This is a genomic window from Xanthomonas sp. NCPPB 3959 (genome assembly GCF_056675575.1).
In genome coordinates this window covers 185481-207518 of the sequence record NZ_JBWWVR010000006.1, presented here as the reverse complement: position 1 = coordinate 207518, position 22038 = coordinate 185481, and the positions used below count along the sequence as shown (strand labels likewise).

Here is a 22038-nt window from a genome sequence, read left to right as displayed (position 1 = left end):
TTTCTTCAACGCTCAGGACGTCCATGAAATCCCTTCTTGTTGCTACCTCGTTGTTCGCCATGCTGACGCTTACCGCATGTGATCGCCCCGGCGGCGATGCCTCGCGCACCGCACCGGCGGTGTCGCCGGAACCCACTGCCGCACCGGTCAGCGGCACCGGCGCAGCCGAATTGGCCAAGGGCGATGGCGCAGTGCTGGGCGTGCTGGCGGCGCTGGATGAAAACGAAATCGCGCTGGCCAAGCAGGCCATCGCGCAGGACATGGGCGGCGCCACCGACGCATTCGCCAAGCAGATGCTGCACGACCACGAAGCCAATCTCGAAAAGTGCAAGGCCTTGGGTGCCACCGGCAGCGCGCGCGCCGATGCGATGCGCGCCAAGGGCAAGGCTTCCGCTGATGCGCTGTCGCAGACCTTGACCCTTCCCGACGGCAAGGATGCATATCGCAACGGCTTCATGCGCACCATGGTCATCGACCATGGCGACACCATCAAGATCATCGACTCCGAACTGCTGCCCGCCGCCGAAAGCGCTGCGGTCAAGCAGCATCTGGAAGAAAGCCGCCGCGTCGTGTCGGCGCACTTCGAGCGCGCCCACGCGGTGTCTTCGTCGAAGTAAGCGCCCGGCTGGTTTAGCGATCGCGCAACGCGCCGGCTGGTCCGGCGCGTTTGCGTTTGGGCTGCGCGCAGCGATCACCTCGGTGCAACACGCCGTGATCCGATCGCAGCACCGGCAAGGCATCGACTTCACTCCGCTGCCGTCCACCCTGGCCTATCGTGCCGCATCGCCTTGGCCCAGGAATCTCCACCATGCAGTTGCTCATCACCGGCGGCACCGGCTTTATCGGCCAGGCACTGTGCACGGCATTGCTGCGCGCCGGGCATCAGGTCAGCGTACTGACGCGCGATCCCCGCCGCGCCAACCGCACCCTGCCCGGCATCACTGCCGTGGAGACGCTGGACGGCGTGCAAGCCGATGCCGTCATCAACCTGGCCGGCGAGCCGCTGGCGGCCGGCCGCTGGACCGAGGCACGCAAGCAGCAATTTCGCGCATCGCGGCTGGGCATCACCCGGCAACTGCAGGCCTGGATCGCGCAGCAACCGGCCGAGCAGCGCCCGTCCGTGCTGATCTCCGGCTCGGCGGTGGGCTATTACGGCGAACGTGGCGACACCGCGCTGACCGAAGCCGACAGCGCCGGCGACGATTTTTCCGCCGTGTTGTGTCGCGACTGGGAGGCCGAAGCGGCCAAGATCGCCGCGCTGGGCCCGCGCGTGAGCTGGGTGCGCACCGGCATCGTGCTCGACCGCGATGGCGGCGCGCTGGCGCGCATGCTGCCCGCGTTCCGCTTTGGCGGCGGCGGCCCGTTCGGCAATGGCGGCCACTGGATGAGCTGGATCCACCGCGTCGACATGGTCGCGTTGCTGCTGTGGCTGCTCGAGCACGGCGAAGCCGGCGCCTACAACGCCACTGCACCGACCCCGGTCACCAACGCCGAGTTCGCGCGCACGCTGGCCCGGGTGCTGCACCGCCCGGCGCTGCTGGCGCTGCCCGCCGGCCTGCTGCGGCTGGGCTTCGGCGAAATGGCCGAGCTGCTGCTGATCAGCCAGCGGGTGCTGCCGCAGCGTGCGCTGGCTGCCGGCTTCCGCTTCCAGTACCCAGGCCTGGAAGCGGCGTTGCGCGCCATCCTGCAGCGCTGAGCTGCGCCACCGGCCCGGTGACTTCGGCCACCGGGACAACGCCGCTGGCCGCGCTGGAATGCGCGCCTGGGCCATGCACTAATATTTGCCTAATGGCGACCTCCGACAGTGGCGCGCATCTCGGACTGGCCCCGTGCCCGGCGGAACCTCTATGCACCTGCTCCTCGTCGAAGACGACACAATGCTGGCCAACGCGATCTGCGCCGGCGTGCGCCAGCAGTCCTGGACCATCGACCATGTCGGTAGTGCCAACGCCGCCAAGACCGCGCTGGTGGACCATCGCTACACGGCAGTGCTGCTGGATATCGGCTTGCCCGGCGAGTCCGGGCTGACCGTGATCCGCTTCATGCGCGGCCAGTACGACGCCACCCCGGTGATCGCTCTGACGGCGCGCGGCCAGCTCACCGACCGCATCCGCGGCCTGGATGCCGGCGCCGACGATTACCTGGTGAAACCCTTCCAGTTCGATGAGCTGATGGCGCGGCTGCGCGCAATCACCCGGCGCAGCCAGGGCCGCGTGGTGCCGCTGCTCACTCAGGGCGATGTCTGCGTGGACCCGAGCAGCCGCAAGGTCACCAGGGACGGCAAGTGGGTGGCACTGAGCGCGCACGAATACCGCCTGCTGCTCGCGTTGATGGAACGCGCCGGGCGCGTGGTCACCAAGGATCAGCTGGAAGAAGGCGTCTACGGCGGCCCGTCCGAAGGCGGCAGCAACATGATCGCGGTGTATGTGCACCAGTTGCGCCGCAAGCTGGGCGACGAACTCATCTCCACCATTTATGGCCAGGGCTACATGGTCGGCAAGGCGCCCGAATGAAATCGCTGCAGGCGCGCATGCTGGCGGCGCTGGCCGCAATCGTGTTGCTGAGCTGGTCCACCTCGCTGTGGATCCTGGTCGCACTGGTCACCCAGGGCCATCACAGCGTGTTCGAGCAGGAGCTCAACACGTTTGGCGATCAATTGATCGCCGTGTTGCCGGACACGCTGGAGCATCGCTTCGATACCCCAGACCCTCCAGCCACGGCAGACATCCAGACCCCGATGGGCAACGCGTCCTCGCGCATCAGCCTGAAGCAGACGCTCACTGCCATCGTGTTGAATACCTCACAGCTAGCGATCCTGGGCCTGTTGATGTGGTGGGCGGTGCGCACCTCGCTCGGGCCGCTGCGCGCCGTTTCGCTCGCCATTGCGCAACGCACCGGGCTGGATACCGAACCGGTGCCGCTGGACCAGGTGCCGGATGAAATCCGTCCGCTGATCGGCTCCTTCAACACCTTGCTGGCGCGGGTGGAAAAAACCGTGCAGGCCGAACGCGATTTCGTTGCCGATGCCGCACACGAATTGCGCACCCCGCTGTCGGCGCTGCATGCCTATGCCGAAGTCGCGCTGCGTGCGCCCACGCTGGAAGCCAAGGACGCGGCGCTGCAACAGCTGCTGGAAACCGCGCGCCGCAGCAACCGTCTGGCCGAGCAATTACTGGACCTGGCGCGGCTGGATGCAGGCATCACATCGGCGGCGTATCAGCAGGTCGATATGGGCGACTTGATCACCCATGTGCTGGACGAATTCAGCGTGCAGGCCGATGCGCGCCACATCACCCTGCAGCTGGAAGCCGCACCGTGCACCCTGCGTTGCGATGTGGACGCAGTGGGGATCCTGATCCGCAATCTGGTCGACAACGCCATCCGCTACGGCCGCACCCATGGCACGGTTGAAGTGAGTTGCGGCTATTGCCTGCGCGCCGATGTGCTGCACCCGTTCGTGCAGGTCAGCGATGACGGCCCCGGCGTGCCGGAGAGCGCACGCGCGTCCATCTTCGAACGCTTTTACCGGGTTGCCGACAGCGAGGTGCAAGGCAGCGGTATCGGGCTGTCGTTGGTGGCCGGCATCGCACGGCTGCACGAAGCCACCATCGAAACCTGCGAAGGCAACGAGGGGCGTGGCCTGTGCGTGCGCGTGGTGTTTGCCAGCGACAGTGCGCGCATTAGCGGCTGACTGCAGTCCGCGCACCGCAATGGCGCGCCGACGATACCAATAAGTTTCCAAAACCGCTTGCCTAGAGTGCACTCACCGCACGCGTCCAGGATGCATGGTGATGTTCCACTCGATCCGTTCCACCCATCTCGCTCCGGCCACCGTCTCGCTGCTGGCACCGCACATCGCCGCCAACGACAGCGTCACGACCGCTGTCAATGCTGCGACGCCTGCGCCGGAATTCCGCTGCGGCCGCACCGGCACGCGCAATCGCGACATCTGGAGCGCGTTGCCGGATATCCGCAGCGCGCGCGATGCACGCCGACTGCAGCACTGGGCAAAAAGCAGTGTGTTGTTCGTTGCCGCAGCGGTGGTCTTTGCGCTGGCCTTGGCCAGTTTCTTGATGCATTGAGCGCTGGCCATCGGCTGTGTGCTGTTGCAACGCCATTTCCTCTTCTTCTTCAGGTACTTTTTCATGTCGCACTCTTTTTCTGTCCGTTGCTGCGCGCTCGTGATGGTTAGCGTGACGCTGATCGGCTGCGCCAGCACGCGTCCGATGCCGTATAGCCAACTGCCGTCTGCCAGTTATCTGCGCCCGCACGACGGCAGCCGCGGCGACCGCATGCCGTATTCCTACAAGAGCGAAGTGGACTGGACCCGCTACCGTGCCGCGCTGATCGAGCCGGTGAGCATCTATCGCGGCCCGGACGCGCAATTCGAAGACGTGCCCGAGCAGGACAAACGCATGTTGGCCGACTACATGCAGCAGGAGTTCGGCAATGCGATCGGGCAGCGCTGGCAGCGCGCGACCACGGCAGAGAGCGACAGCTTACGTGTGCGCATCACATTGACCGGTGCCAAGCCCAGCAAGCGCGTACTCGGCACCTTCATGAAGGTGGATATCGGCGGCGGTTCCTACAACGCAGTGCAGGCCGCGCGCGGCAAGGAGGGCGCGTTCTCCGGCTCGGTCAGCTACGCGGTGGAAATCTTCGATGCACAGAGCAATCGCCTACTCGCTGCCTATGTCGAAAAGCAGTATCCGAGCGCGATGAACATCAAGGCCAGCCTGGGTGCATACGACGCGGCAAAAGCCGGCATTCGCAAGGGTGCCGAGCAGTTGGTGAAGGGCATGGAGTAGCTTGGAGTTGCGAACTGAGAATTGAGAGTTGGAAAGCGGCGGCGTTCAGTTCCCTTCTCCCACCGGGAGAAGGTGGCGCGTAGCGCCGGATGAGGGTGCGAGCGAAGCCTAGTGCAGTTGGAACGACACGAGGGCTTCGCCCCGTACCCTCACCCCAACCCCTCTCCCGAAGGGAGAGGGGCTTGATGTCCCGCGCTTGGCGAGGGGTGCTAGCCAACTGCCCGATATCACCTCATTAGCGATCAACCCATGCAAAAGGCCGACGCTGTACAAACGGCGCCGGCCTCTATCAGTTTGCAACACCCACCCGTTGTCAGCGTGCAGCGCCCTCTCGTCGCTGCTGCATCAGCGCGTCACGCGCTTGGCCACTTTCTTGCCGACGGCCTTGCGGGCGGCGGTGGTCTTGGCCACTGCGCGCGTTGCCGGGGTCTTGGTCACCTTGGCGGCCTTCTTCAAGGCGGTCTTGGTCACCACCTTCTTGATCGGCGCCTTCTTCACTGCTGCCTGCTTGGTGGCGGTCTGCTTGGCCACTGGCGCTTTCTTGGCCGTGGTCTTGGCAACCGGCTTCTTGACGGCAGCCGACTTGGCCGCAACCTTCTTAGCCGCCGAGCGCGCGCCGACCTTGGCCACCGCGCTCTTGCGCGCCGCGCTCTTGGCAGCGGTCTTGGCAGTCAATGCAGCCGCTTCGGCCTTGGCGTTGGCCTTGGCGGTTTCCAGCTTCTGCTTGGCGCTGGCCTTGGTGCTGGCCAGTTTCTGCTTGGCGGCAGCGGTGCTGCTGGTCAGCTTCTGCTTGGCCGCATCCTTGGTTGCGGTCAACTTCTGCTTTGCCGCGTCTTTGGTCGTGCTCAGCTTCTGCTTGGCCGCGTCTTTGGTGGCCGTCAGCTTGTCCTTGGCAGCCTCTTTGGTCGACACCAGCGAGCGCTTGGTCTTGGCTACGCTGCGCGTGACGGCAGTGGCCGCTTGATTGGCTTTTTTGACCACGCGTTTTTCGACCTTGACCACGGCCTTGCGTGCGTTGGCCACGCGCGTCTTGACCTCTTCCACCGCCGTGCCGGCTGCGTCCTGCACGCTGGCAACCGCTTCGCTGGTGGTGCTGGCGATAGTTTCGGTCAGTTCGGTGGCTGTACTTTTTACGCTGTCGACGGCGTCGGACAGGGTTGCCGTCACACCATTACCGTTGCTCATAGACCCTCCTCAAGGGCGTCATTTCTGAAAAACGCAGGCGATGCACGACGGCATGCGTATGCTGAACAGGCATCGGATCAAGCGGACGCTACGCCGGGCTCAAGCGGCTGTCAACGCAAGGCCTGCAAGGGGTGCGTGGCGCTTTCACCAGGAGTTAAATCACGCACTGGCACTCTCGTTCAGCTTGATTTACGCAGTCAGACGCCCTATTCCTCTTCCACCGCGTAACCGGATTCCGTTGCATGCGACCGCTGCCTACCCTGCTGACACTTTCATTGGCCGCCGCGTTCGGCGGATTCGCCGCCACCGGCATCAATGCCTGGCTGGACAACCGTGCCGAGGCCACCCCGGCCGGCACTGCGTCCTTCACCCTGCCCGCCGCCGCCGCGTTGCCGGCTGCGGTCGCCGGGCAACCGGTGCCGTCGTTGGCGCCGATGCTGCAGCAGGCGATGCCGGCGGTGGTCAGCGTCAACACCAAGCAAGTGGTGCGCGTGCGCAATCCGTTCTTCAACGACCCGATCCTGCGCCGGCTGTTTCCGGAAATTCCGCAGGACCGCATCAACGAATCGCTCGGCTCGGGCGTGATCATCGATGCGCAAAAGGGCTATGTGCTGACCAACCACCACGTCATCGAGAATGCCGACGACGTGCAGGTGACACTCGGCGACGGGCGCACCGTCAAGGCCGACTTCATCGGCTCCGATGCCGACACCGATATCGCGCTGATCCGCATCAAGGCCGACAAGCTCACCGACATCAAACTGGCCGATAGCAGCGCGTTGCGCGTGGGCGATTTTGTGGTGGCGATCGGCAACCCGTTCGGCTTCACCCAGACGGTCACCTCCGGCATCGTCTCGGCGGTGGGCCGCAGCGGTATTCGCGGGCTGGGCTACCAGAACTTCATCCAGACCGATGCTTCGATCAATCCGGGCAACTCCGGTGGCGCGTTGGTCAATCTGCAAGGCCAGTTGGTGGGCATCAATACTGCCAGCTTCAATCCACAGGGCAGCATGGCCGGCAATATCGGGCTGGGCCTGGCGATCCCCTCCAACCTGGCGCGCAATGTGGTGGAGCAATTGGTCACCAAGGGCGTGGTGGTGCGCGGCACGCTCGGGTTGGAAACCCAGAACCTTACCCAGCAGATGCTGCAGGGCCTGGGTGTGGATTCGTTGCGCGGCGCCCTGGTGACGCGCGTGTTGCCAGGTTCCGCTGCTGCGGCCGCAGGCGTGCAGCCGGGCGATGTGGTGGTGGCGGCCAACGACCAACGCGTGGACAGTGCCGAAGCCTTGCACAACTACGAAGGCCTGCAAGCGGTAGGAAGTGCGGTGACCTTGGAGATTCGTCGCGACGGCAAACCGCTCAAGCTCAGCGCCACACTGAAAGAGCAGGATCGCGCAGTTACCGGCGACATGCTCGACCCACGCCTGGGCGGGGCCACCTTTGTGGACCTGCCAGAATCGCTGCGCCAATCCGGCATCACCGGCGTCATGGTCAGCGAGGTCAAACGCGGCGGTCGTGCCGCAGCCAATGGTCTGGTCAGCGGCGATGTGATCGTGGCCAGCAGCGTGGGCGAGTTTGCCGATCTGGCCAGCTGGCGCGCCAACTTTCAACGCAAACCGCAGCAATTGGTTGTACGCATCTTGCGTGGCAACGCGCAGTACGACGCGTTGATGCGTTGACGTGGCGTGCACTGCGATGCACGTCCACTAACACCCCCTACACCGCAGCGATGCTATTGCTGCACCACGCCCGCATGCTGTCGCGGCTGCCATCAATGACCGAAGGAGATATCGCATGAGCCCCACCAATACCGATCAGCTGAAAGAGAATCTGAGCGAAGCCAGCACCCACCTGAAGTCCGCGGCCAGCGCTGCAGGCGAAGCGGTCAAGGGCGCCACCAGCGCTGCGGGCGATGAGCTCAAGCTCGGTCGCGCCAACGTCAAGGCAGAGCTGTCCGACACCGCACTGGCCGGCATGGCGGCTGCAGAGTTCGGCGGCGCCGCTGCCAAAGAGCAGCTCGATGTGCTGGTCAGCAAGGGCAACGACCTGCTGGAAAGCGCCACCGATCTGATCCGCGAGCGTCCGCTGGCAGCGTTTGGCGTTGCATTTGCGACCGGCTGGATCATTGCCAAGCTGGCACGCAGCAACGACAACTAAGTCGTGAGCGATCAGGCCTCTACAGCTGGAGCATCTGACGCGCCCAACGCGCGTACGGAAACGCCAGGACTGGACGAAAGCGTGCGTGCGGTCGGCGCTGCCGGCCGTGCGACGCTGGGCTCGGCCAAGGACACCAGCCGCGCATTACGCCGGCTGGTGTCGGCCGATCTGCAACTTGCACGTAGTGCCTTCGGGCGCGGCCTGGCATGGGCATGCGTTGCCGTGGTCTTCGGCGCTTCATCATGGTTGTTGTTGGCAGGCGCGATCATTGCGTTGTTGCAGCGCGCCGGGTTGTCGTGGTTCCAGGCAATGTTCTTCACCGCGTTGGCCAGCTTGCTGGTCACCGGCATCGCGGCGTGGCGGGTGTTCTTCTACTTCGATCACACCGGCTTGAATGCGACACGTCGTCAGCTGATCAAGCTGGGCATCTTCGATGACAGCAATGACGACGACGATGCCACTGCATCGCCCAGCAATGGAGCGCGTACATGAAGTTTGGCACCTTGCGTCAGCGCGTCGAGCGCGCTGAATTTCTGGTGGAAGGGCGCGCCCAAGAAACGCGTCAGCATTGGGGTGAATTACGCCAGACGTGGCGTGCTGGCTGGTCGCCGCTGCGCATCGTGGTGGTCGGTTTCGGACTGGGCTTTGTCACCGGCCGCAACGAACCGCAAGCCGCGCTTGGCAGCATCGCCAGCAAGCTGGGCGGTATCCCGAAGATCCTGCAGATGATCAGTACGATCTCTGCACTGTTTACCGCACATCGCGCGCAGGAGGCCTCCGAGCAGGCCGAACGTGCGGCCGACAACGCTGAAGAGGTTGCTGCCGATCCGCCGGTGACCGTGGTGGAGGCGCCGGTAGACCGCGCAGCCTGATTGCTGCGCTGAAGGCGGCCACCGTGTGCCTTTGTGTACTGTCTGTGCGGCCGAGTCCGCCACCGAGTTTTCGATACTGACGTGATGCGCACAGACTCTGTGCGCGCTGTTGACGCGTTCTGCCGATAATGGCCCACCGCTGGCACCACGCCAGTCTGCTGCCAGGGCGCGCATGTCTCTTCCCATCGACTCATTGGATGCTGCCGTCCCGGCAGAATCGCTCCCGCCCCCACCGGCACCGCGCCCGCGGGCCCCCGCCTCGTTGGTGGTGCTGGCCACGCTGGCGGTGGGCTACACCTTGTGGGCAGCGCAGACGATCATCCTGCCGGTGATGCTGGCGGCGTTCTTCGCTCTGATCGGCAATCCCATCCTGCGCGGCTTGCGCAAGCTTTATATCCCCCGTTTTCTTGGCGCCTTCATGGTGTTGTGCCTGGGCCTGGCCGGCACCGTGGCGCTGGCCGCGCAATTGGCCGGCCCGGCTGCGGAATGGGTGCAGCAGGCGCCGCGGCAGATGCGCCAGATCGCGCGCGATGTACGCGATCTCACCAAGCCGGTGATGCAGGCCAACCAGGCCGCGGAAAATTTTGCACGCGCGGCCGGCGGCGAAGGCCAGCGCAATGTGCAGATCGTGCGCACGCAGATGGACGACCCGTACAAGGCGCTGGTGCGTACGCCCAAATTGGCCGCCTCGGTGCTGGCGGTGGTGCTGCTGACGTTCTTCTTCATGGTCTATGGCGAAAGCCTACAGCGGCATGCGATCGCCTTGCTGCCCAATCGCCAGCAACAGCGCTTCACCACCGAAATCATGCTGGACATCGAACGCGAGGTCTCGCGCTATGTGCTCACCATCAGCGTGATCAATACGCTGGTGGGTCTGGTCTTCGCCGGCATCCTGTATGCGCTCAAGATTCCGCTGCCTGAAGCCTTGCTGTGGGGCACGGTGGTGGCGCTGCTCAACTTCGCGCCGTATGTGGGCCCGCTGATCGGCGTGATGCTGATGCTGCTGATGGGTTTTGTGGAATTCCGCACCACCTTGTCGGCGATGCTGCCGGCGATCCTGTATCTGGCGCTGCACACCATCGAAGGCCAGGTAGTGACCCCGATCGTGCTGGGCCGACGCATGGCGATCTCGCCGCTGATGTTGATTTTGGCGCTGATGCTGTTCGGCTGGCTGTGGGGCATGGTGGGCCTGCTGCTGGCGGTGCCGCTGCTGGTTTGCATCAAGATGGTGCTGAGCCGGGTGGAGGGGATGCAGCGTTGGGCCAGGCTGCTTGAGTAGCCGGGATTGGGGAGTCGGGATTGGGGATTGGGGATTGGTAAAAGCGACCGCGCATCGCCGTTGCGAATCTCCAATCCCGACTCCCCAATCCCCTTTTCATCGCAACAACCGTAAAATCTGCCGATGAGCTTCCACATCAGCGCCATCACTCTCGACCTCGACGATACGTTGTGGCCCTTTGCGCCGATCGGGGCGCGGATCGATCAGGTGCTGTACGACTGGATGCGCGAGCACAGCCCGGTCACCGCCGAGCGCTTCCCGGTAGCGGCAATGCGCGAGCTGCGTGAGCGCAGCTTTGCCGACAACCCGCACCTGCATCACGACCTCAGCGCACTGCGCCGGTTGACGCTGGAAATGGCGCTGCGCGAGAGCGGCGGCGATCTGGCGTTGCTCGAACCCGCCTATGAGGTGTTTTACGCCGCGCGCAACCAGGTGGAATGCTATCCGGATGCGCTCGACGCACTGGCGCGCATTGCCGCACATGTGCCGGTGGCGGCGCTCAGCAACGGCAATGCCGATCTGCAGCGCATCGGGCTGATGCACCACTTTGCGTTTCAGCTGGGCTCGCGCGAACACGGCAGCGCAAAACCCGACCCGAGCATCTTCCTGGCCGCATGCGCGCGGCTGGACACACCGCCGGCCCAGGTGCTGCATGTGGGCGACCACGTGCGCATGGACGTGCTGGGCGCGCTGGATGCCGGCTTGCGCGCATGCTGGATCAATCGCGAAGGCGCGCAATGGTCGCACCCCACACAGCAGCCCGATCTGGAGTTCGACTCCATGGCCGGGCTGGCCGAGTGGCTCGACGCACACCGGCCGCATCCAGGCGCCGCACACGATGGCGTCCGCCTTCCCGCCTGAGCCACTATTGCTCGGCGCACGGCGCCGCATTCAAGGATTCCCATGTCGCAGCTCACCGGTTTCATCGATCCCAACGCCGCCGCGTTGCCGCTGTATGTACTCGATCGCGCAGGCTTTGCAGGTTGGTGCGCCGAGCAGCCCACGCGTGTGTTGTCGTGGGCGCAGGCGCAGCGCTTCGATGCGGCGCAGGGCAGCGTGTTGCTATTGCCAGGCGAAAACGGGCTGGCCGGGGCGATCCTGGGCATCGGCGACCGTGCCGACGCCTATGCCTACGCACATGCACCGATGGCGCTGCCGCCGGCGAGCCGCTGGACGCTGGCCAGCGCATTGAGCGACACCGAACAGGCGCTGCTGCACCTGGGCTGGGGCTTGGGCGCGTATCGCTTCTCGCGCTATCGCAAGGTGCCGCGTGCACCGGCCGAACTGGCGGCTGCGCCATCGGCGGAAACCCGCGCCTTGATCGAAGCTTGCTTACGCGTGCGCGACTGGGTCAACACACCCACCGAAGACATGGGCCCGCAACAGCTGGAAGATGCCACGCGCGCACTGGCGCAAACGTATGGCGCGCAGGTCGAGGCGATCATCGGCGAGCAGTTGCTGGCGCAGAACTTCCCCACCATCCATGCAGTGGGACGCGCCTCGCATCGCGCGCCGCGTCTGATCGCGCTGCGCTGGGGCGCGGCCGAGCATCCGCATCTGGTGCTGGTCGGCAAGGGCGTGTGCTTCGATACCGGCGGGCTGGATCTGAAGCCGGCCGATGGCATGCGCAACATGAAAAAGGACATGGGCGGCGCGGCGCATGCGCTGGCACTGGCCGGCCTGGTCATGGCGCAGCAGTTGCCGGTGCGGCTGACCTTGCTGATTCCTGCAGTGGAAAACGCCGTTGGCCCGGATGCGTTCCGCCCCGGCGAAGTCATCACCACCCGCGCCGGCGTCACTGTGGAAGTGGATAACACCGATGCCGAAGGCCGCCTGGTGCTGTGCGATGCGCTGAGCTACGCCACCGAGCAGCGTCCCGATCTGATCCTGGATTTCGCCACGCTCACCGGTGCCGCGCGCATCGCGCTAGGCCCGGATCTGCCTGCGCTGTTCGCCAACGACGATGCCCTGGCGCAGGCCTGGCTGAGCGCTGGCGAGCAGACCCGCGACCCGGTCTGGCGCATGCCGCTGTGGCGCCCGTACCTGCGCTATCTCAACAGCCACGTGGCCGACATGGCCAACGCCGGCTCGCGCATGGCCGGCGCCGTCACGGCCGCGCTGTATCTGGAGCGCTTCGTCGCCCCGGGCCAGCTGTGGGCGCATCTGGACGTGTACGCCTGGAACGACAGCGACCGCCCCGGCCGCCCGGCCGGTGGCGAAGCATTGGCGTTGCGCTCGGCTTACGCGATGCTCAAGCAACGTTACGGCGGCTAAGGGCAGCTGACAAACGGCGTTGGCCACACTGGCCTTCGTTGACGCGTGATGTGATGTCGGCAATGGCAGAAACGTTGATCGGATCGAAGCTGCCTGATCAGACCGCGCCGCATTCACTGCTTGAACCATGCGCACCGACCATCCCGACAGGTCCTTGCCCGCCCACCATCGCGGGACCTTACGCGGCATGGATGCCGCGTAAGAGCCTACACGGACGTACTTGCGGCGTGTCCCGCGATGGTGGGCGGGCAAGGACCCTGCAGCCAAGTCGCAGCACCAATGCTCTACAACCGACGCATCCAGACCGTTCGATTACTCTCTCAAAGTGACCGAGCGCTCGAGCTTCAGCGTCATCTGGAGATCCCCTAGCCGAGCGGGTCGAGGGCGTAATGCCCTCAGCACGCTGCGCCATTGCCCGTCATCGGGATCATTCATCGGCCGCTTTGGTGGCGGCATCACACAGTAGACGCACTGGAGCGTGGACTATTCGCCCACGTGTCGTGCCTGCGCCGCACGTTGGCGGGCCTGACCATCACTGCGCCGCACATTGTCTTACTGCATTGACTCAGTACCGCATCGACCCTCATTGCATCGCCCACCGGAGCCAGCCATGAACGTGCCACCTCCCTCTCCACCGCCGCAGCGCTCACGTGCTGTGGCGCCGCTGCTCGGCATTGCTGCGATTGCCGGCGGCATCGCGGTGGCATTCGCCTGGACCGCCGGCTGGATCGGTAGCGACCGGCTCACCGCCGCGCGCATGACCGACACCATCGAATCCAGCGGACCGCCGCATCCGGGCTTTCGCCGCGCGCACACCAAAGGCGTGTGTGTGAGCGGCGAATTCAAGGCCAGCGGCAAGGCGACCTGGCTGTCGTCGGCACGCATCTTCAGCCAGGACAGCACGCCGGTGCTCGGGCGCATGTCGATCGGCGGCGGCGACCCGCATGGCGCCGATGGCGCCGCGCGCGTACGCAGCATGGCGCTGCTGTTGCGCAGCGACGACGGGCAGGAATGGCGCACCGCGATGAACAGTTTTCCGTTCTTCGTGGTGGCCACGCCAGCGGGTTTTCAAGCGCTCAATGTGGCCTCCAAGCCGGACCCGGCCACCGGCAAACCGGATCCGGCCAAGCTGGCCGCGTTCGGCAAGCAGTATCCGGAAGCGGCCAAGTTTCAGCAGTGGGCCAAGACCGCGCCGTGGTCGGATAGTTGGGCCAACACGCAGTACAACGGGGTGAATTCCTTCCGCGCCATTGCCGCCGATGGACGCGAGCGTTACATCCGCTGGTCGATGCGTCCGCATACGCCGTTCAAGGAATTGAGTGCCGAGCAGCGTGCCAAGGCCGATGGTGATTTTCTCGCCACCGATCTCGATCAGCGTCTGGCGCAGGGACCGTTGCGTTGGGACATGGTGCTGACCATCGCCGAACCGGGCGATGCGGTGGACGATCCCTCGCAACCATGGCCGGAAGGCCGCAAGCAGATCGTGGCCGGTACCGTCTCGATCGATCATGCCGAGCCGCAGGCCACCGGCCCGTGCCGCGATCTCAACTACGACCCGCTGATTTTGCCCAAGGGCATCGCCGGATCGAACGACCCGATCCTGGCGGCGCGTTCGTCGGTGTATTCGCAATCGTTCAATCGACGCGAGCATGAAATCGCCAACGGCCAAGGCGCCGCCGCCACCGGCCACGGAGCCCACCCATGAGCAGCCGCACCCACTTCAATCTGCCCGCACGCGTGCTGCATTGGCTAATGGCCGCGATGATCCTGACCATGTTGTTCGTCGGCGTGGGCATGGTGGCCTCGGTCACGCAGCGGCCATGGTTGATCGACCTGCATCGTCCGCTGGGTATCACGATCCTGATCCTTGCGGTGCTGCGCTTGATCAACCGCCTGCGCAACCGCCCGCCTCCGCTACCGGCCGATCTGCCCGCGTGGCAAAAAGCTGCTGCGATCGCCTCACACTGGTTGCTGTATGCGTTGATGCTCGGCATGCCGCTGATCGGCTGGGCGATGTTGTCGGCCGGCGCGTATCCGATCGTGTTGTGGCCTGGCGCGCAATTGCCGCCGATCGCACCGCACGATCCTGCATTGTACGCATGGCTGCGTAGCGCGCATGGCTGGTTGGCGTATCTGTTGTTTGCCACCGTACTGGGGCATCTGAGCGCGGCGTTGTTTCATGCGTGGGTGCGCCGGGACGGCGTGTTTTCCAGCATGGCGCGCGGGGAGCGGTCTGCGCGTTGATGGGTGGGTGCGTGGTTGAAGACGTGTTGCACAGCGTAACTTCACTGCGACGTACCCTCACCCCAACCCCTCTCCCGGCGGGAGAGGGGCTTGATTGCCTCTAGCCTTGAGGGTGATCCATGCCACGCACAAAGCGGCTTAGTCCCTTCTCCCACCGGGAGAAGGTGCCCCGCAGGGGCGGATGAGGGTACGGGCGAAGCCTCGTAATCCCACTCGCCAAGTGGCTTTGCCCCGTACCCTCACCCCAACCCCTCTCCCGAGGGGAGAGGGGCTAATGCTTAACGCTGGCGCTTTGTTTCAGCCGCTGGCGTAAATGCATCGATGCCTTTGCCAGTCGCGGCCCAGTAAATCCCGCCGTAAAGATGATCCAGATAGCGCGGGTCGTTATACGCCTCGGCCAAATGGCCGAGCGCGGTGGCGAACACGCGGCCGCCTTCGAAATGGTGATACCACGCCACCGGATGCTGCTTGCCCATGCCCTTGGCGACCTGCCCGGGCCAGATCAGCGTGGCGTCGTAGCTGGTTTCGTCAACCGTCAACAACGTGACCAGGTCATCGCTGTACGGCGCATCGTATTCGTACCATTCGTCGGTCCACACCCATCGTTTGGGCAGGCCGGCAGTGGCCGGGAAATTGGCGTCCACCACATCCACCATCGCCGTCTGCATGTACGGATGGGTGCGGAACGAGCGTCCGATCAGATGGTCGTACCACTCCCACTCGCCGCGCTTGATCGCAAAGGCCTTGTGCACCGCGACCACGCCGCCGCCGTTGCGCACGTACTTCTGGAAGTTCGCGCGCTGGGTGGGATCCAGATCGGCGGCCGGTGTATTGAGCAAAACGATCGCCGCGTATTGCGACAGATCGCCATCGAAGGCCTTGGCATTCCACGCCCATACCAGCTCGACATAGTGCTTGCGCGCCATCGCTTCGAATTGCGGCTTGGCCACCGGGATATAGTCGTGGTGATACTGGTTGGGAATGGCCGCCACCAATATCTTGAATTGCTCGGCGGATGCATTGAATGTGCAGGCAACTAGCAGACCCAACAGCCACAGATATTTCATGCAGTTCGCTCGCGATGATCACTCGTTCGGCAGTGTACCTGCGTGCGTGCGACATGCTTTTTAGAGTGGCTGACAAATCGCGGCGAGAAGTCGTCAGCGGACTGCGGACTCTGCTGACTGCGTAATCAGAACCGAGACGTGCCAGCGGTGCATGCTATACCTGGCACCTGCTGCACCCGCCTGGTAGTGAGCGCAGTCGTGTTGTTAGCCGCACTTGGGCACGGTTTGGAAAGCTGCCCGCTGCGGCAGTACACGACTGATGCGTGGCATTGCACGGTCAATGCCATCCAGGGTTGCGCTCGCTGGCACCGCAACGCGTCTGCGTCTGCGTCAATGTTTCAGAGCCAGCCTTTCTGCCGCGCCAACCGATACGCTTCGATACGATTGGCGACACCCAGCTTACCGATGCATTCGGACAGGTAGTTGCGCACCGTGCCATGCGACAACTGCAGTTGCTGCGCAATCTCGCTGGCCGAGCGGCCTTCGCCAGCCAACCGCAACACGGTGCGTTCGCGTTCGCTCAAGGGGTCGGCTTCCACCCACGCGTCCACTGCCAGTTGCGGGTCGATCACTCGCCCGCCGCGTTGCACCTGACGCAGCGCGCTGACCAGTTGTTCGGCTGGCGCATCCTTGAGCAGATACGCGGCGACGCCGGCATCCAGCGCGCGACGCAAAAATCCGGGGCGGGCGAAGGTGGTGACGATCATCACCCGCACCGGCAGCGCCTGGCGCTGGATGCGCTGGGCCAGTTCCAGGCCGGTCAACCCGGGCATTTCGATATCGGTGATCAATACATCCGGTTGCAGGCGTTGCAGTTCGCGCCAGGCACTTTCGCCATCGCCTGCGCTGCCGACCACCTCGATATCGTCTTCCAGTCCCAGCAAGGCGACCAATGCGCCACGCAGCAGCGCCTGGTCTTCGGCCAACAACACCCGGATCATCGCTCGCGCTCGCATGCAGACAACGGTGGCGCACGATAGCAGCCATGGCGCAGGCCATGCATTGAGTGAGGTGCAGTCAGCGCAGGTGCGATCAGCGCGACTGCGGCATCAACGGGACCGGCAATGGCGGCTGCGCCGTCGCCAGTGTCGGCCGCGGCAACGGCACGCTGGCGCGCAGGCGTATGCCGCGCGGCAGGGCCTCCACCTCCAGCGCGCCACCCAGTCCATGCAGGCGCGTGCGCATGCCGTCCAGGCCATTGCCGGGCACGATCACACCGCCACGCCCGTCGTCGCTGATGTCCAGCACCGCCTGCTCGCCTTGCGCGCGCAGGCTCACGCACACACGTCTGGCTTGCGCATGCCGTTGCACATTGGTGGCCGCTTCGCGCACCACCAGGGCCAGTGCGGTCTCGTGTTCGGGCGGCAATGCCAGCGCTTCCAGCTGGTGTTCCAGCACGATGCCGTCCATGTCCAGCAATACACGTGCCGATGCCAGCTCGGCCACCAGCCCGGCGGCGCGGATGCCGGTGACCGCACGCCGCACCTGCGCCAAGGCATCGCGCGAAATCTGCGCCACTGCATCGATCTCGCTGCGCGCGGCCTGCGGGTCGCGTTCGATCAGGCGCGCGGCCAGATCGGACTTGAGCGCCACCAACGACAAGGTGTGGCCGAGCAGATCGTGCAGGTCGCGCCCGATGCGCTCGCGCTCGGCGGTGGCGGCCAATCGACGTACTTCGTCCTGCGACAGCCTTAGCAACGCGTCCTTGCGTTCGTTGATGCTGTAGACAGCCCCAACCGCAGCCATGCCCAGCACCGACACCGGCAGCCACACCAGCGACTGCAGGCGCATTCCCAGCCAGTGCGCCCAGCCCAGGTACAGCGCGTTCATCGCCACCAGCATCGCGAAGTGCCGCCACACCGCATGCCGCGTGGATGGGCGCAGGCTCAGGCAGGCGAACACGAAATAGCTGATGCCCGAGGGATACACCGGCAACAACGCGGCACTGAGCACGCCCATCGCCCAGGCATAGCGATACAGGGTGCCGCGCGGCGCCAGCAACATGCGCGCGTACAGCAGCAGGAACACCGGATACGACAGCAGCGTGCACAGCAGCCACGTGCTGTCGTACCCGCGCGAGGAAAACACCGGCACCACGAACACCCAGCTCGACCACAGCAGGTGCACGCCATCCATCCACGGCGACTGGCCCTGCGCCAGCCGCGCGGCAACCTGCGAATTGGCGGCGGGGCGAAGCCAGGCGGGAAGCCACAAGCGCATCGGGATGGGTCCCTGTGAGTGATCGGATTCTGCCACTGCCGGGCCCGCCGCGTGAGGCGACGCAGCTGGCCGCTGCGGGCGAGCGGTCTCATGCATCTGCAGCGCCCGGTTGCGCAGGCACATGGCAATTCCTTGAAACAGCGAGCGGCACGCACGGACAGCGCAGGTGGACGCAGAGCATGGCGATTTCGGCAGTCATGACGATGGCGCAGCGTGGCCCAGCACTACGAGCGCAGCCAGTCGCCGCTGTCATGGCGTGCAGGTGACAGCTGTCACTGGTGGCCGACGCCGCCATGGTCGCATGCTGCGCAGCACCTTGCAGTAGCGTTGGATCGCACGACCGTTCGTCGCCGCAGCTGTGTTGGTGACTTCCGGCAGCTTGCAGCGCCGCCTGCGGCCCGTCACATTTTGCGCAGCATCCCGTCCTGGTCATCGATGAATACTTCCGCCGATCTACTCAAGCAACTCCGCATCGACCGCCAGCGTCCTGCCACCCCTGAGCCTGCACGGCGCGGTGGCTGGATCATCGCTGCTGTTGTCATCGTGATCCTGTTGGCAGCTGCGGCGTGGTGGTTCACCCGTCGCCCGGTGGCGAAGGTGCAGACCGCACCGGTGGTGGCGATCAGCGCCGGCAGCAGCAGCGCCTCGGTGCTGGATGCGTCGGGCTACGTGGTGGCGCGGCGCATGGCCACGGTGTCGGCGCAGGTCACCGGCAAGGTGCGCGAGGTGATGATCGAAGAAGGCATGCGGGTCGAACAAGGCCAGGTGATGGCCACGCTGGACCCGCTGGATGCCGAAGCACAGCGCACGCTGTCTGCATCGCAACTGTCTGCCGCACGCAGCCAGGTCGGCAACATGCAGGCGCAACTGGCGGTGGCCAATGCCGATGCCACGCGGCTGCAATCGCTGGTCGGCGCGCAATTGGTCTCACGCTCGCAGTACGAGCAGGCCACCGCACAACGCGACGCCTTGCGCGCACAGCTGCAGAACGCGCAACGCAATGTGCGCGTGGCATCGGATCAGCTGGCAATCTCGGCGATCCGCTCGGACTTCAACGTGGTGCGTGCACCGTTTGCCGGCGTGGTCACCGCCAAGGCTGCGCAGCCCGGCGAAATCGTCTCGCCGTTGTCGGCCGGCGGCGGCTTCACCCGCACCGGCATCGGCACCATCGTGGATATGGAATCGCTGGAGATCGAGGTGGAAGTCGGCGAGTCCTACATCGGCCGCGTGCAGCCGAAGATGCCGGTGGAAGCGGTGCTCAACGCCTACCCGGAATGGAAGATTCCCGGCGAAGTGATCGCCATCATTCCCACCGCCGACCGCGGCAAGGCCACGGTGAAAGTGCGCGTGGCGTTCAAGGTCAAGGACCCGCGCATCGTGCCGGAGATGGGCGTGCGGGTGAGCTTTCTGGAACAAGCCAAACCGCAGGAAGCAAGCAAGCCGCAGGGCGTGCGCGTGCCGAGTACGGCGCTGGTCGAACGCGACACGCGCACGGTGGCGTTCGTGGTTGGCGAGCGCAACACCGTCAGCGCGCAGACGGTCACTCCCGGCATGGTGATGGGCGAGGACCGCCAGGTGTTATCCGGCCTGAGCGCAGGCGACAGCGTGGTGCTGGATCCGCCGCAGAGCCTGAAGGACGGCGACACGGTGGCGGAAGCAGAACCGGACGCTGCCGAGTAACGGCAACGACCACTGCGGTAAAACGTGGGTAGCGACGCCGCTCAGGGGAGCGCGGTGCCCGCGTTGGCGGCCATTCGATACGCACGTCGTTGCGCCTGGATGGCGCTGCAGTTGAACAAAGCGCAGTGAACACGCACCAAAGAACGCGATGTTGATCTTGATCCGCATCGAACCTCGTTATCGCTCATTGCAGAAATAAAACGCTCGGGCGTCGCCGCCAGGCGCAATCGAGCGCTTCGCCCGGCATTCGCGTCTTTCGTTGCACGGCGCTGCACTGCCCTGCAACGCCACAGTCATCGCATCTCGCCTTGCCGCTTCAATGCAATCGCAATCGCAGTCGCCATGCCGCACCGCCCTCACTCTTCCCATTGCACCGCCAGGAGTCGCCATGACCGCTCTCGTCAGCTTGCGCAACATCACCAAGACCTACCAACGCGGCCCCGAGCAGGTGCAGGTGTTGCACGGCATCGACCTGGACATTGCCAACGGCGACTTCGTCGCATTGATGGGTCCGTCCGGTTCGGGCAAGACCACCTTGCTCAATCTGATTGGTGGCCTGGACAGCCCCAGCGGTGGCGAGATCGAGATTCAAGGCGAGCGCATCGATCGCATGAGTGGCGGCCAGCTCGCGACCTGGCGCAGTCACCACGTCGGCTTCGTGTTCCAGTTCTACAACCTGATGCCGATGCTCACCGCGCAGAAGAACGTGGAGCTGCCGTTGCTGCTCACCTCGCTCAATGCTGCGCAACGCAAACGCAATGCGGAAATCGCACTGACCCTGGTCGGCCTGCAGGAACGCCGCACCCACAAACCCAGCGAGTTATCCGGCGGCCAGCAGCAACGCGTGGCGATCGCGCGCGCGATCGTGTCCGACCCGACTTTCTTGATCTGCGACGAACCCACCGGCGATCTGGATCGCCACAACGCAGAAGAGATCCTGCGCCTGCTGCAGGAACTCAATCGCGAACACGGCAAGACCATCGTGATGGTCACCCACGACCCCAAGGCCGCCGAATACGCCACCCATACCATCCATCTGGACAAGGGCGAGCTGGCCGACGCGCCACTTGTGCTCTAAAGGAGTGATGCCATGAAGTATCTCTCGTTGGTCTGGGCGCAGTTGTTCCGCAGCAAGACCCGCACCTTGTTGACGCTGTTGTCGGTGGTGGCGGCATTCTTGTTGTTCGGCATGCTCGATTCGGTGCGTGTTGCCTTCACCTCCGGCGGCAGCGTCAGCGGTGTGGACCGGCTGGTGGTCGCTTCGCGTTTGTCGATCACCCAATCGCTGCCGATCAGCCTGGAATCGCAGATCCGCAGCGTGCCGGGCGTACGCGATGTGACCTCGGCGATGTGGTTCGGCGGTATCTATCGCGACCCGAAGAATTTCTTCCCCAACTTCTCGGTGGCGCCCAACTTCTTCGACGTCTACAGCGAATACGAGCTGCCCAAAGACCAGCTCAAGGCTTTCCAGACCACGCGCACCGGCGCCATCGTCGGAGAGAGCCTGGCCAAGGCCAATGGCTGGAAGATCGGCGACACCATCCCGTTGCAGGCCACCATCTTTCCGCGCGGTGGCAGCAACGATTGGCCGCTGCAACTGGTCGGCATCTTTCGCATGAAAGACCGCACGGTGGCAGCCAATCAGGAACGCCAGTTGATGATGAACTGGAAATACTTCGACGAGTCCAACGACTACATCAAGAGCAAGGTTAGCTGGTACACGGTGACGCTGCGCAATGCCGACCAGGCCTCGCGCGTGGCGCAGGCGATCGATGCGTTGTCGGCCAACTCCGATCACGAAACCAAGTCGCAGACCGAATCGGCGTTCCAGCAGGCCTTCCTCAAACAGTTCGCCGATATCGGGCTGATCGTCACTTCGATCATGGCGGCGGTGTTTTTCACCTTGTTGCTGCTGACCGGCAACACCATGGCGCAGGCGGTGCGCGAGCGCATTCCGGAATTGGCCACGCTCAAGACGCTGGGCTTTCAGGACCGCACAGTGTTGAGTCTGGTGATGGTCGAATCGGTGCTGTTGATCGGGCTGGGCGGGTTGATCGGCATGGGCCTGGCAGCGTTGGTGATCCCGATGGTGGCCGCACGCAGCGGCGGGGTGATGCCGGTGCAGAGCGTGCCGCTGCAGACCTGGCTGGTCGGGCTGGGGCTGATGGCCGGCATCGGCATCGTGGTGGGTGTGCTGCCGGCGTTACGCGCGCAGCGCTTGAAGATCGTTGATGCCCTCGCCGGCCGCTGAC

At 64.7% G+C, this 22038-nt stretch carries 22 protein-coding genes; 18 read left to right on the top strand and 4 right to left on the bottom strand.

From position 1 onward, the window contains the following. Window positions 1-23: 23 nt before the first annotated feature. From AC1KVG_RS09455 to AC1KVG_RS09430, 6 genes are all read left to right on the top strand, one after another. Complete coding sequence (locus tag AC1KVG_RS09455; protein WP_006450950.1) at window positions 24-617, top strand: DUF4142 domain-containing protein; 594 nt, start codon at window positions 24-26, stop codon at window positions 615-617. Between the two features lie 191 nt (window positions 618-808). Next, window positions 809-1696: a TIGR01777 family oxidoreductase gene (locus AC1KVG_RS09450; protein ID WP_481094231.1), complete on the top strand. Its 888-nt coding sequence runs from the start codon at window positions 809-811 to the stop codon at window positions 1694-1696. 151 nt (window positions 1697-1847) lie between these two features. Next, window positions 1848-2513 carry a response regulator transcription factor gene (locus tag AC1KVG_RS09445; protein ID WP_481094230.1) on the top strand — a complete coding sequence of 222 codons (666 nt, stop codon included), beginning with the start codon at window positions 1848-1850 and terminating at the stop codon, window positions 2511-2513. Then, a complete protein-coding gene (locus tag AC1KVG_RS09440) occupies window positions 2510-3691 on the top strand; it encodes a sensor histidine kinase (protein ID WP_481094229.1) in 1182 nt (393 codons plus the stop codon). The genes AC1KVG_RS09445 and AC1KVG_RS09440 overlap by 4 nt, the downstream gene beginning before the upstream one ends. Before the next feature lie 100 nt (window positions 3692-3791). Beyond that, on the top strand, window positions 3792-4082 hold the full coding sequence (locus AC1KVG_RS09435; RefSeq protein ID WP_481094228.1) for a hypothetical protein: 291 nt from the start codon (window positions 3792-3794) through the stop codon (window positions 4080-4082). Between the two features lie 63 nt (window positions 4083-4145). After that, entirely contained in the window at window positions 4146-4808 is a 663-nt protein-coding gene (locus AC1KVG_RS09430) for a DUF3313 domain-containing protein (protein WP_481094227.1), read from the top strand. A 345-nt stretch (window positions 4809-5153) separates the two neighbouring features. Here the strand turns inward: AC1KVG_RS09430 and AC1KVG_RS09425 are convergent, their stop codons facing one another. Beyond that, a complete protein-coding gene (locus tag AC1KVG_RS09425) occupies window positions 5154-5993 on the bottom strand; it encodes a histidine biosynthesis protein HisIE (RefSeq protein WP_481094226.1) in 840 nt (279 codons plus the stop codon). A 242-nt stretch (window positions 5994-6235) separates the two neighbouring features. Between AC1KVG_RS09425 and AC1KVG_RS09420 the strand changes: the two genes are divergently transcribed. The 9 genes from AC1KVG_RS09420 (at window position 6236) to AC1KVG_RS09380 (ending at window position 14819) form a co-directional block, all read left to right on the top strand. Continuing rightward, window positions 6236-7672 (top strand): Do family serine endopeptidase, encoded by a 1437-nt coding sequence (locus AC1KVG_RS09420; RefSeq protein WP_006450943.1) that lies wholly within the window; start codon window positions 6236-6238, stop codon window positions 7670-7672. A gap of 115 nt (window positions 7673-7787) precedes the next feature. Then, window positions 7788-8150 (top strand): hypothetical protein, encoded by a 363-nt coding sequence (locus AC1KVG_RS09415; RefSeq protein ID WP_006450942.1) that lies wholly within the window; start codon window positions 7788-7790, stop codon window positions 8148-8150. A gap of 3 nt (window positions 8151-8153) precedes the next feature. Then, the gene (locus AC1KVG_RS09410) at window positions 8154-8642 is read left to right on the top strand and encodes a phage holin family protein (RefSeq protein WP_115039437.1); all 489 of its coding nucleotides are present in this window, start codon (window positions 8154-8156) and stop codon (window positions 8640-8642) included. Further along, window positions 8639-9022, top strand: coding sequence for a hypothetical protein (locus AC1KVG_RS09405; RefSeq protein ID WP_481094225.1), 384 nt, complete (start codon window positions 8639-8641; stop codon window positions 9020-9022). The genes AC1KVG_RS09410 and AC1KVG_RS09405 overlap by 4 nt, the downstream gene beginning before the upstream one ends. A gap of 172 nt (window positions 9023-9194) precedes the next feature. Beyond that, entirely contained in the window at window positions 9195-10301 is a 1107-nt protein-coding gene (locus tag AC1KVG_RS09400; protein WP_043889516.1) for an AI-2E family transporter, read from the top strand. Between the two features lie 123 nt (window positions 10302-10424). After that, window positions 10425-11162 (top strand): HAD family hydrolase, encoded by a 738-nt coding sequence (locus AC1KVG_RS09395; RefSeq protein ID WP_481094224.1) that lies wholly within the window; start codon window positions 10425-10427, stop codon window positions 11160-11162. A gap of 42 nt (window positions 11163-11204) precedes the next feature. Next, window positions 11205-12575, top strand: coding sequence for a leucyl aminopeptidase family protein (locus AC1KVG_RS09390; RefSeq protein WP_481094223.1), 1371 nt, complete (start codon window positions 11205-11207; stop codon window positions 12573-12575). A gap of 610 nt (window positions 12576-13185) precedes the next feature. After that, complete coding sequence (locus tag AC1KVG_RS09385; RefSeq protein WP_481094222.1) at window positions 13186-14280, top strand: catalase family peroxidase; 1095 nt, start codon at window positions 13186-13188, stop codon at window positions 14278-14280. Next, entirely contained in the window at window positions 14277-14819 is a 543-nt protein-coding gene (locus AC1KVG_RS09380) for a cytochrome b (RefSeq protein WP_115039428.1), read from the top strand. The genes AC1KVG_RS09385 and AC1KVG_RS09380 overlap by 4 nt, the downstream gene beginning before the upstream one ends. A gap of 278 nt (window positions 14820-15097) precedes the next feature. On the opposite strand, the gene AC1KVG_RS09375 is transcribed toward AC1KVG_RS09380, so the two are convergent. The 3 genes from AC1KVG_RS09375 to AC1KVG_RS09365 all read right to left on the bottom strand — a co-directional run bounded on the left by AC1KVG_RS09375 (window position 15098) and on the right by AC1KVG_RS09365 (window position 18106). Further along, entirely contained in the window at window positions 15098-15886 is a 789-nt protein-coding gene (locus AC1KVG_RS09375; RefSeq protein ID WP_481094221.1) for a ThuA domain-containing protein, read from the bottom strand. 338 nt (window positions 15887-16224) lie between these two features. Further along, a complete protein-coding gene (locus AC1KVG_RS09370; protein ID WP_074056481.1) occupies window positions 16225-16827 on the bottom strand; it encodes a response regulator transcription factor in 603 nt (200 codons plus the stop codon). A gap of 91 nt (window positions 16828-16918) precedes the next feature. Continuing rightward, window positions 16919-18106, bottom strand: coding sequence for a sensor histidine kinase (locus tag AC1KVG_RS09365; protein ID WP_481094220.1), 1188 nt, complete (start codon window positions 18104-18106; stop codon window positions 16919-16921). Between the two features lie 435 nt (window positions 18107-18541). Here AC1KVG_RS09365 and AC1KVG_RS09360 point away from each other — a divergent pair, with 435 nt between their 5' ends. The 3 genes from AC1KVG_RS09360 (at window position 18542) to AC1KVG_RS09350 (ending at window position 22037) form a co-directional block, all read left to right on the top strand. After that, on the top strand, window positions 18542-19786 hold the full coding sequence (locus AC1KVG_RS09360; RefSeq protein WP_481094219.1) for an efflux RND transporter periplasmic adaptor subunit: 1245 nt from the start codon (window positions 18542-18544) through the stop codon (window positions 19784-19786). 388 nt (window positions 19787-20174) lie between these two features. Beyond that, complete coding sequence (locus AC1KVG_RS09355) at window positions 20175-20864, top strand: ABC transporter ATP-binding protein (protein ID WP_006448816.1); 690 nt, start codon at window positions 20175-20177, stop codon at window positions 20862-20864. A 12-nt stretch (window positions 20865-20876) separates the two neighbouring features. Further along, a complete protein-coding gene (locus tag AC1KVG_RS09350) occupies window positions 20877-22037 on the top strand; it encodes an ABC transporter permease (RefSeq protein ID WP_481094218.1) in 1161 nt (386 codons plus the stop codon). Window position 22038: the final 1 nt, after the last annotated feature.

Excerpts from the sequence above, each read along its gene's own strand:
- AC1KVG_RS09455 (WP_006450950.1), top strand. The coding sequence starts at position 24 with ATGAAATCCCTTCTTGTTGCTACCTCGTTGTTCGCCATGCTGACGCTT.
- AC1KVG_RS09450 (WP_481094231.1), top strand. The coding sequence starts at position 809 with ATGCAGTTGCTCATCACCGGCGGCACCGGCTTTATCGGCCAGGCACTG.
- AC1KVG_RS09445 (WP_481094230.1), top strand. The coding sequence starts at position 1,848 with ATGCACCTGCTCCTCGTCGAAGACGACACAATGCTGGCCAACGCGATC.
- AC1KVG_RS09440 (WP_481094229.1), top strand. The coding sequence starts at position 2,510 with ATGAAATCGCTGCAGGCGCGCATGCTGGCGGCGCTGGCCGCAATCGTG.
- AC1KVG_RS09435 (WP_481094228.1), top strand. The coding sequence starts at position 3,792 with ATGTTCCACTCGATCCGTTCCACCCATCTCGCTCCGGCCACCGTCTCG.
- AC1KVG_RS09430 (WP_481094227.1), top strand. The coding sequence starts at position 4,146 with ATGTCGCACTCTTTTTCTGTCCGTTGCTGCGCGCTCGTGATGGTTAGC.
- AC1KVG_RS09425 (WP_481094226.1), bottom strand. The coding sequence starts at position 5,993 with ATGAGCAACGGTAATGGTGTGACGGCAACCCTGTCCGACGCCGTCGAC.
- AC1KVG_RS09420 (WP_006450943.1), top strand. The coding sequence starts at position 6,236 with ATGCGACCGCTGCCTACCCTGCTGACACTTTCATTGGCCGCCGCGTTC.
- AC1KVG_RS09415 (WP_006450942.1), top strand. The coding sequence starts at position 7,788 with ATGAGCCCCACCAATACCGATCAGCTGAAAGAGAATCTGAGCGAAGCC.
- AC1KVG_RS09405 (WP_481094225.1), top strand. The coding sequence starts at position 8,639 with ATGAAGTTTGGCACCTTGCGTCAGCGCGTCGAGCGCGCTGAATTTCTG.
- AC1KVG_RS09400 (WP_043889516.1), top strand. The coding sequence starts at position 9,195 with ATGTCTCTTCCCATCGACTCATTGGATGCTGCCGTCCCGGCAGAATCG.
- AC1KVG_RS09395 (WP_481094224.1), top strand. The coding sequence starts at position 10,425 with ATGAGCTTCCACATCAGCGCCATCACTCTCGACCTCGACGATACGTTG.
- AC1KVG_RS09390 (WP_481094223.1), top strand. The coding sequence starts at position 11,205 with ATGTCGCAGCTCACCGGTTTCATCGATCCCAACGCCGCCGCGTTGCCG.
- AC1KVG_RS09385 (WP_481094222.1), top strand. The coding sequence starts at position 13,186 with ATGAACGTGCCACCTCCCTCTCCACCGCCGCAGCGCTCACGTGCTGTG.
- AC1KVG_RS09380 (WP_115039428.1), top strand. The coding sequence starts at position 14,277 with ATGAGCAGCCGCACCCACTTCAATCTGCCCGCACGCGTGCTGCATTGG.
- AC1KVG_RS09375 (WP_481094221.1), bottom strand. The coding sequence starts at position 15,886 with ATGAAATATCTGTGGCTGTTGGGTCTGCTAGTTGCCTGCACATTCAAT.
- AC1KVG_RS09370 (WP_074056481.1), bottom strand. The coding sequence starts at position 16,827 with ATGATCCGGGTGTTGTTGGCCGAAGACCAGGCGCTGCTGCGTGGCGCA.
- AC1KVG_RS09365 (WP_481094220.1), bottom strand. The coding sequence starts at position 18,106 with ATGCGCTTGTGGCTTCCCGCCTGGCTTCGCCCCGCCGCCAATTCGCAG.
- AC1KVG_RS09360 (WP_481094219.1), top strand. The coding sequence starts at position 18,542 with ATGAATACTTCCGCCGATCTACTCAAGCAACTCCGCATCGACCGCCAG.
- AC1KVG_RS09355 (WP_006448816.1), top strand. The coding sequence starts at position 20,175 with ATGACCGCTCTCGTCAGCTTGCGCAACATCACCAAGACCTACCAACGC.
- AC1KVG_RS09350 (WP_481094218.1), top strand. The coding sequence starts at position 20,877 with ATGAAGTATCTCTCGTTGGTCTGGGCGCAGTTGTTCCGCAGCAAGACC.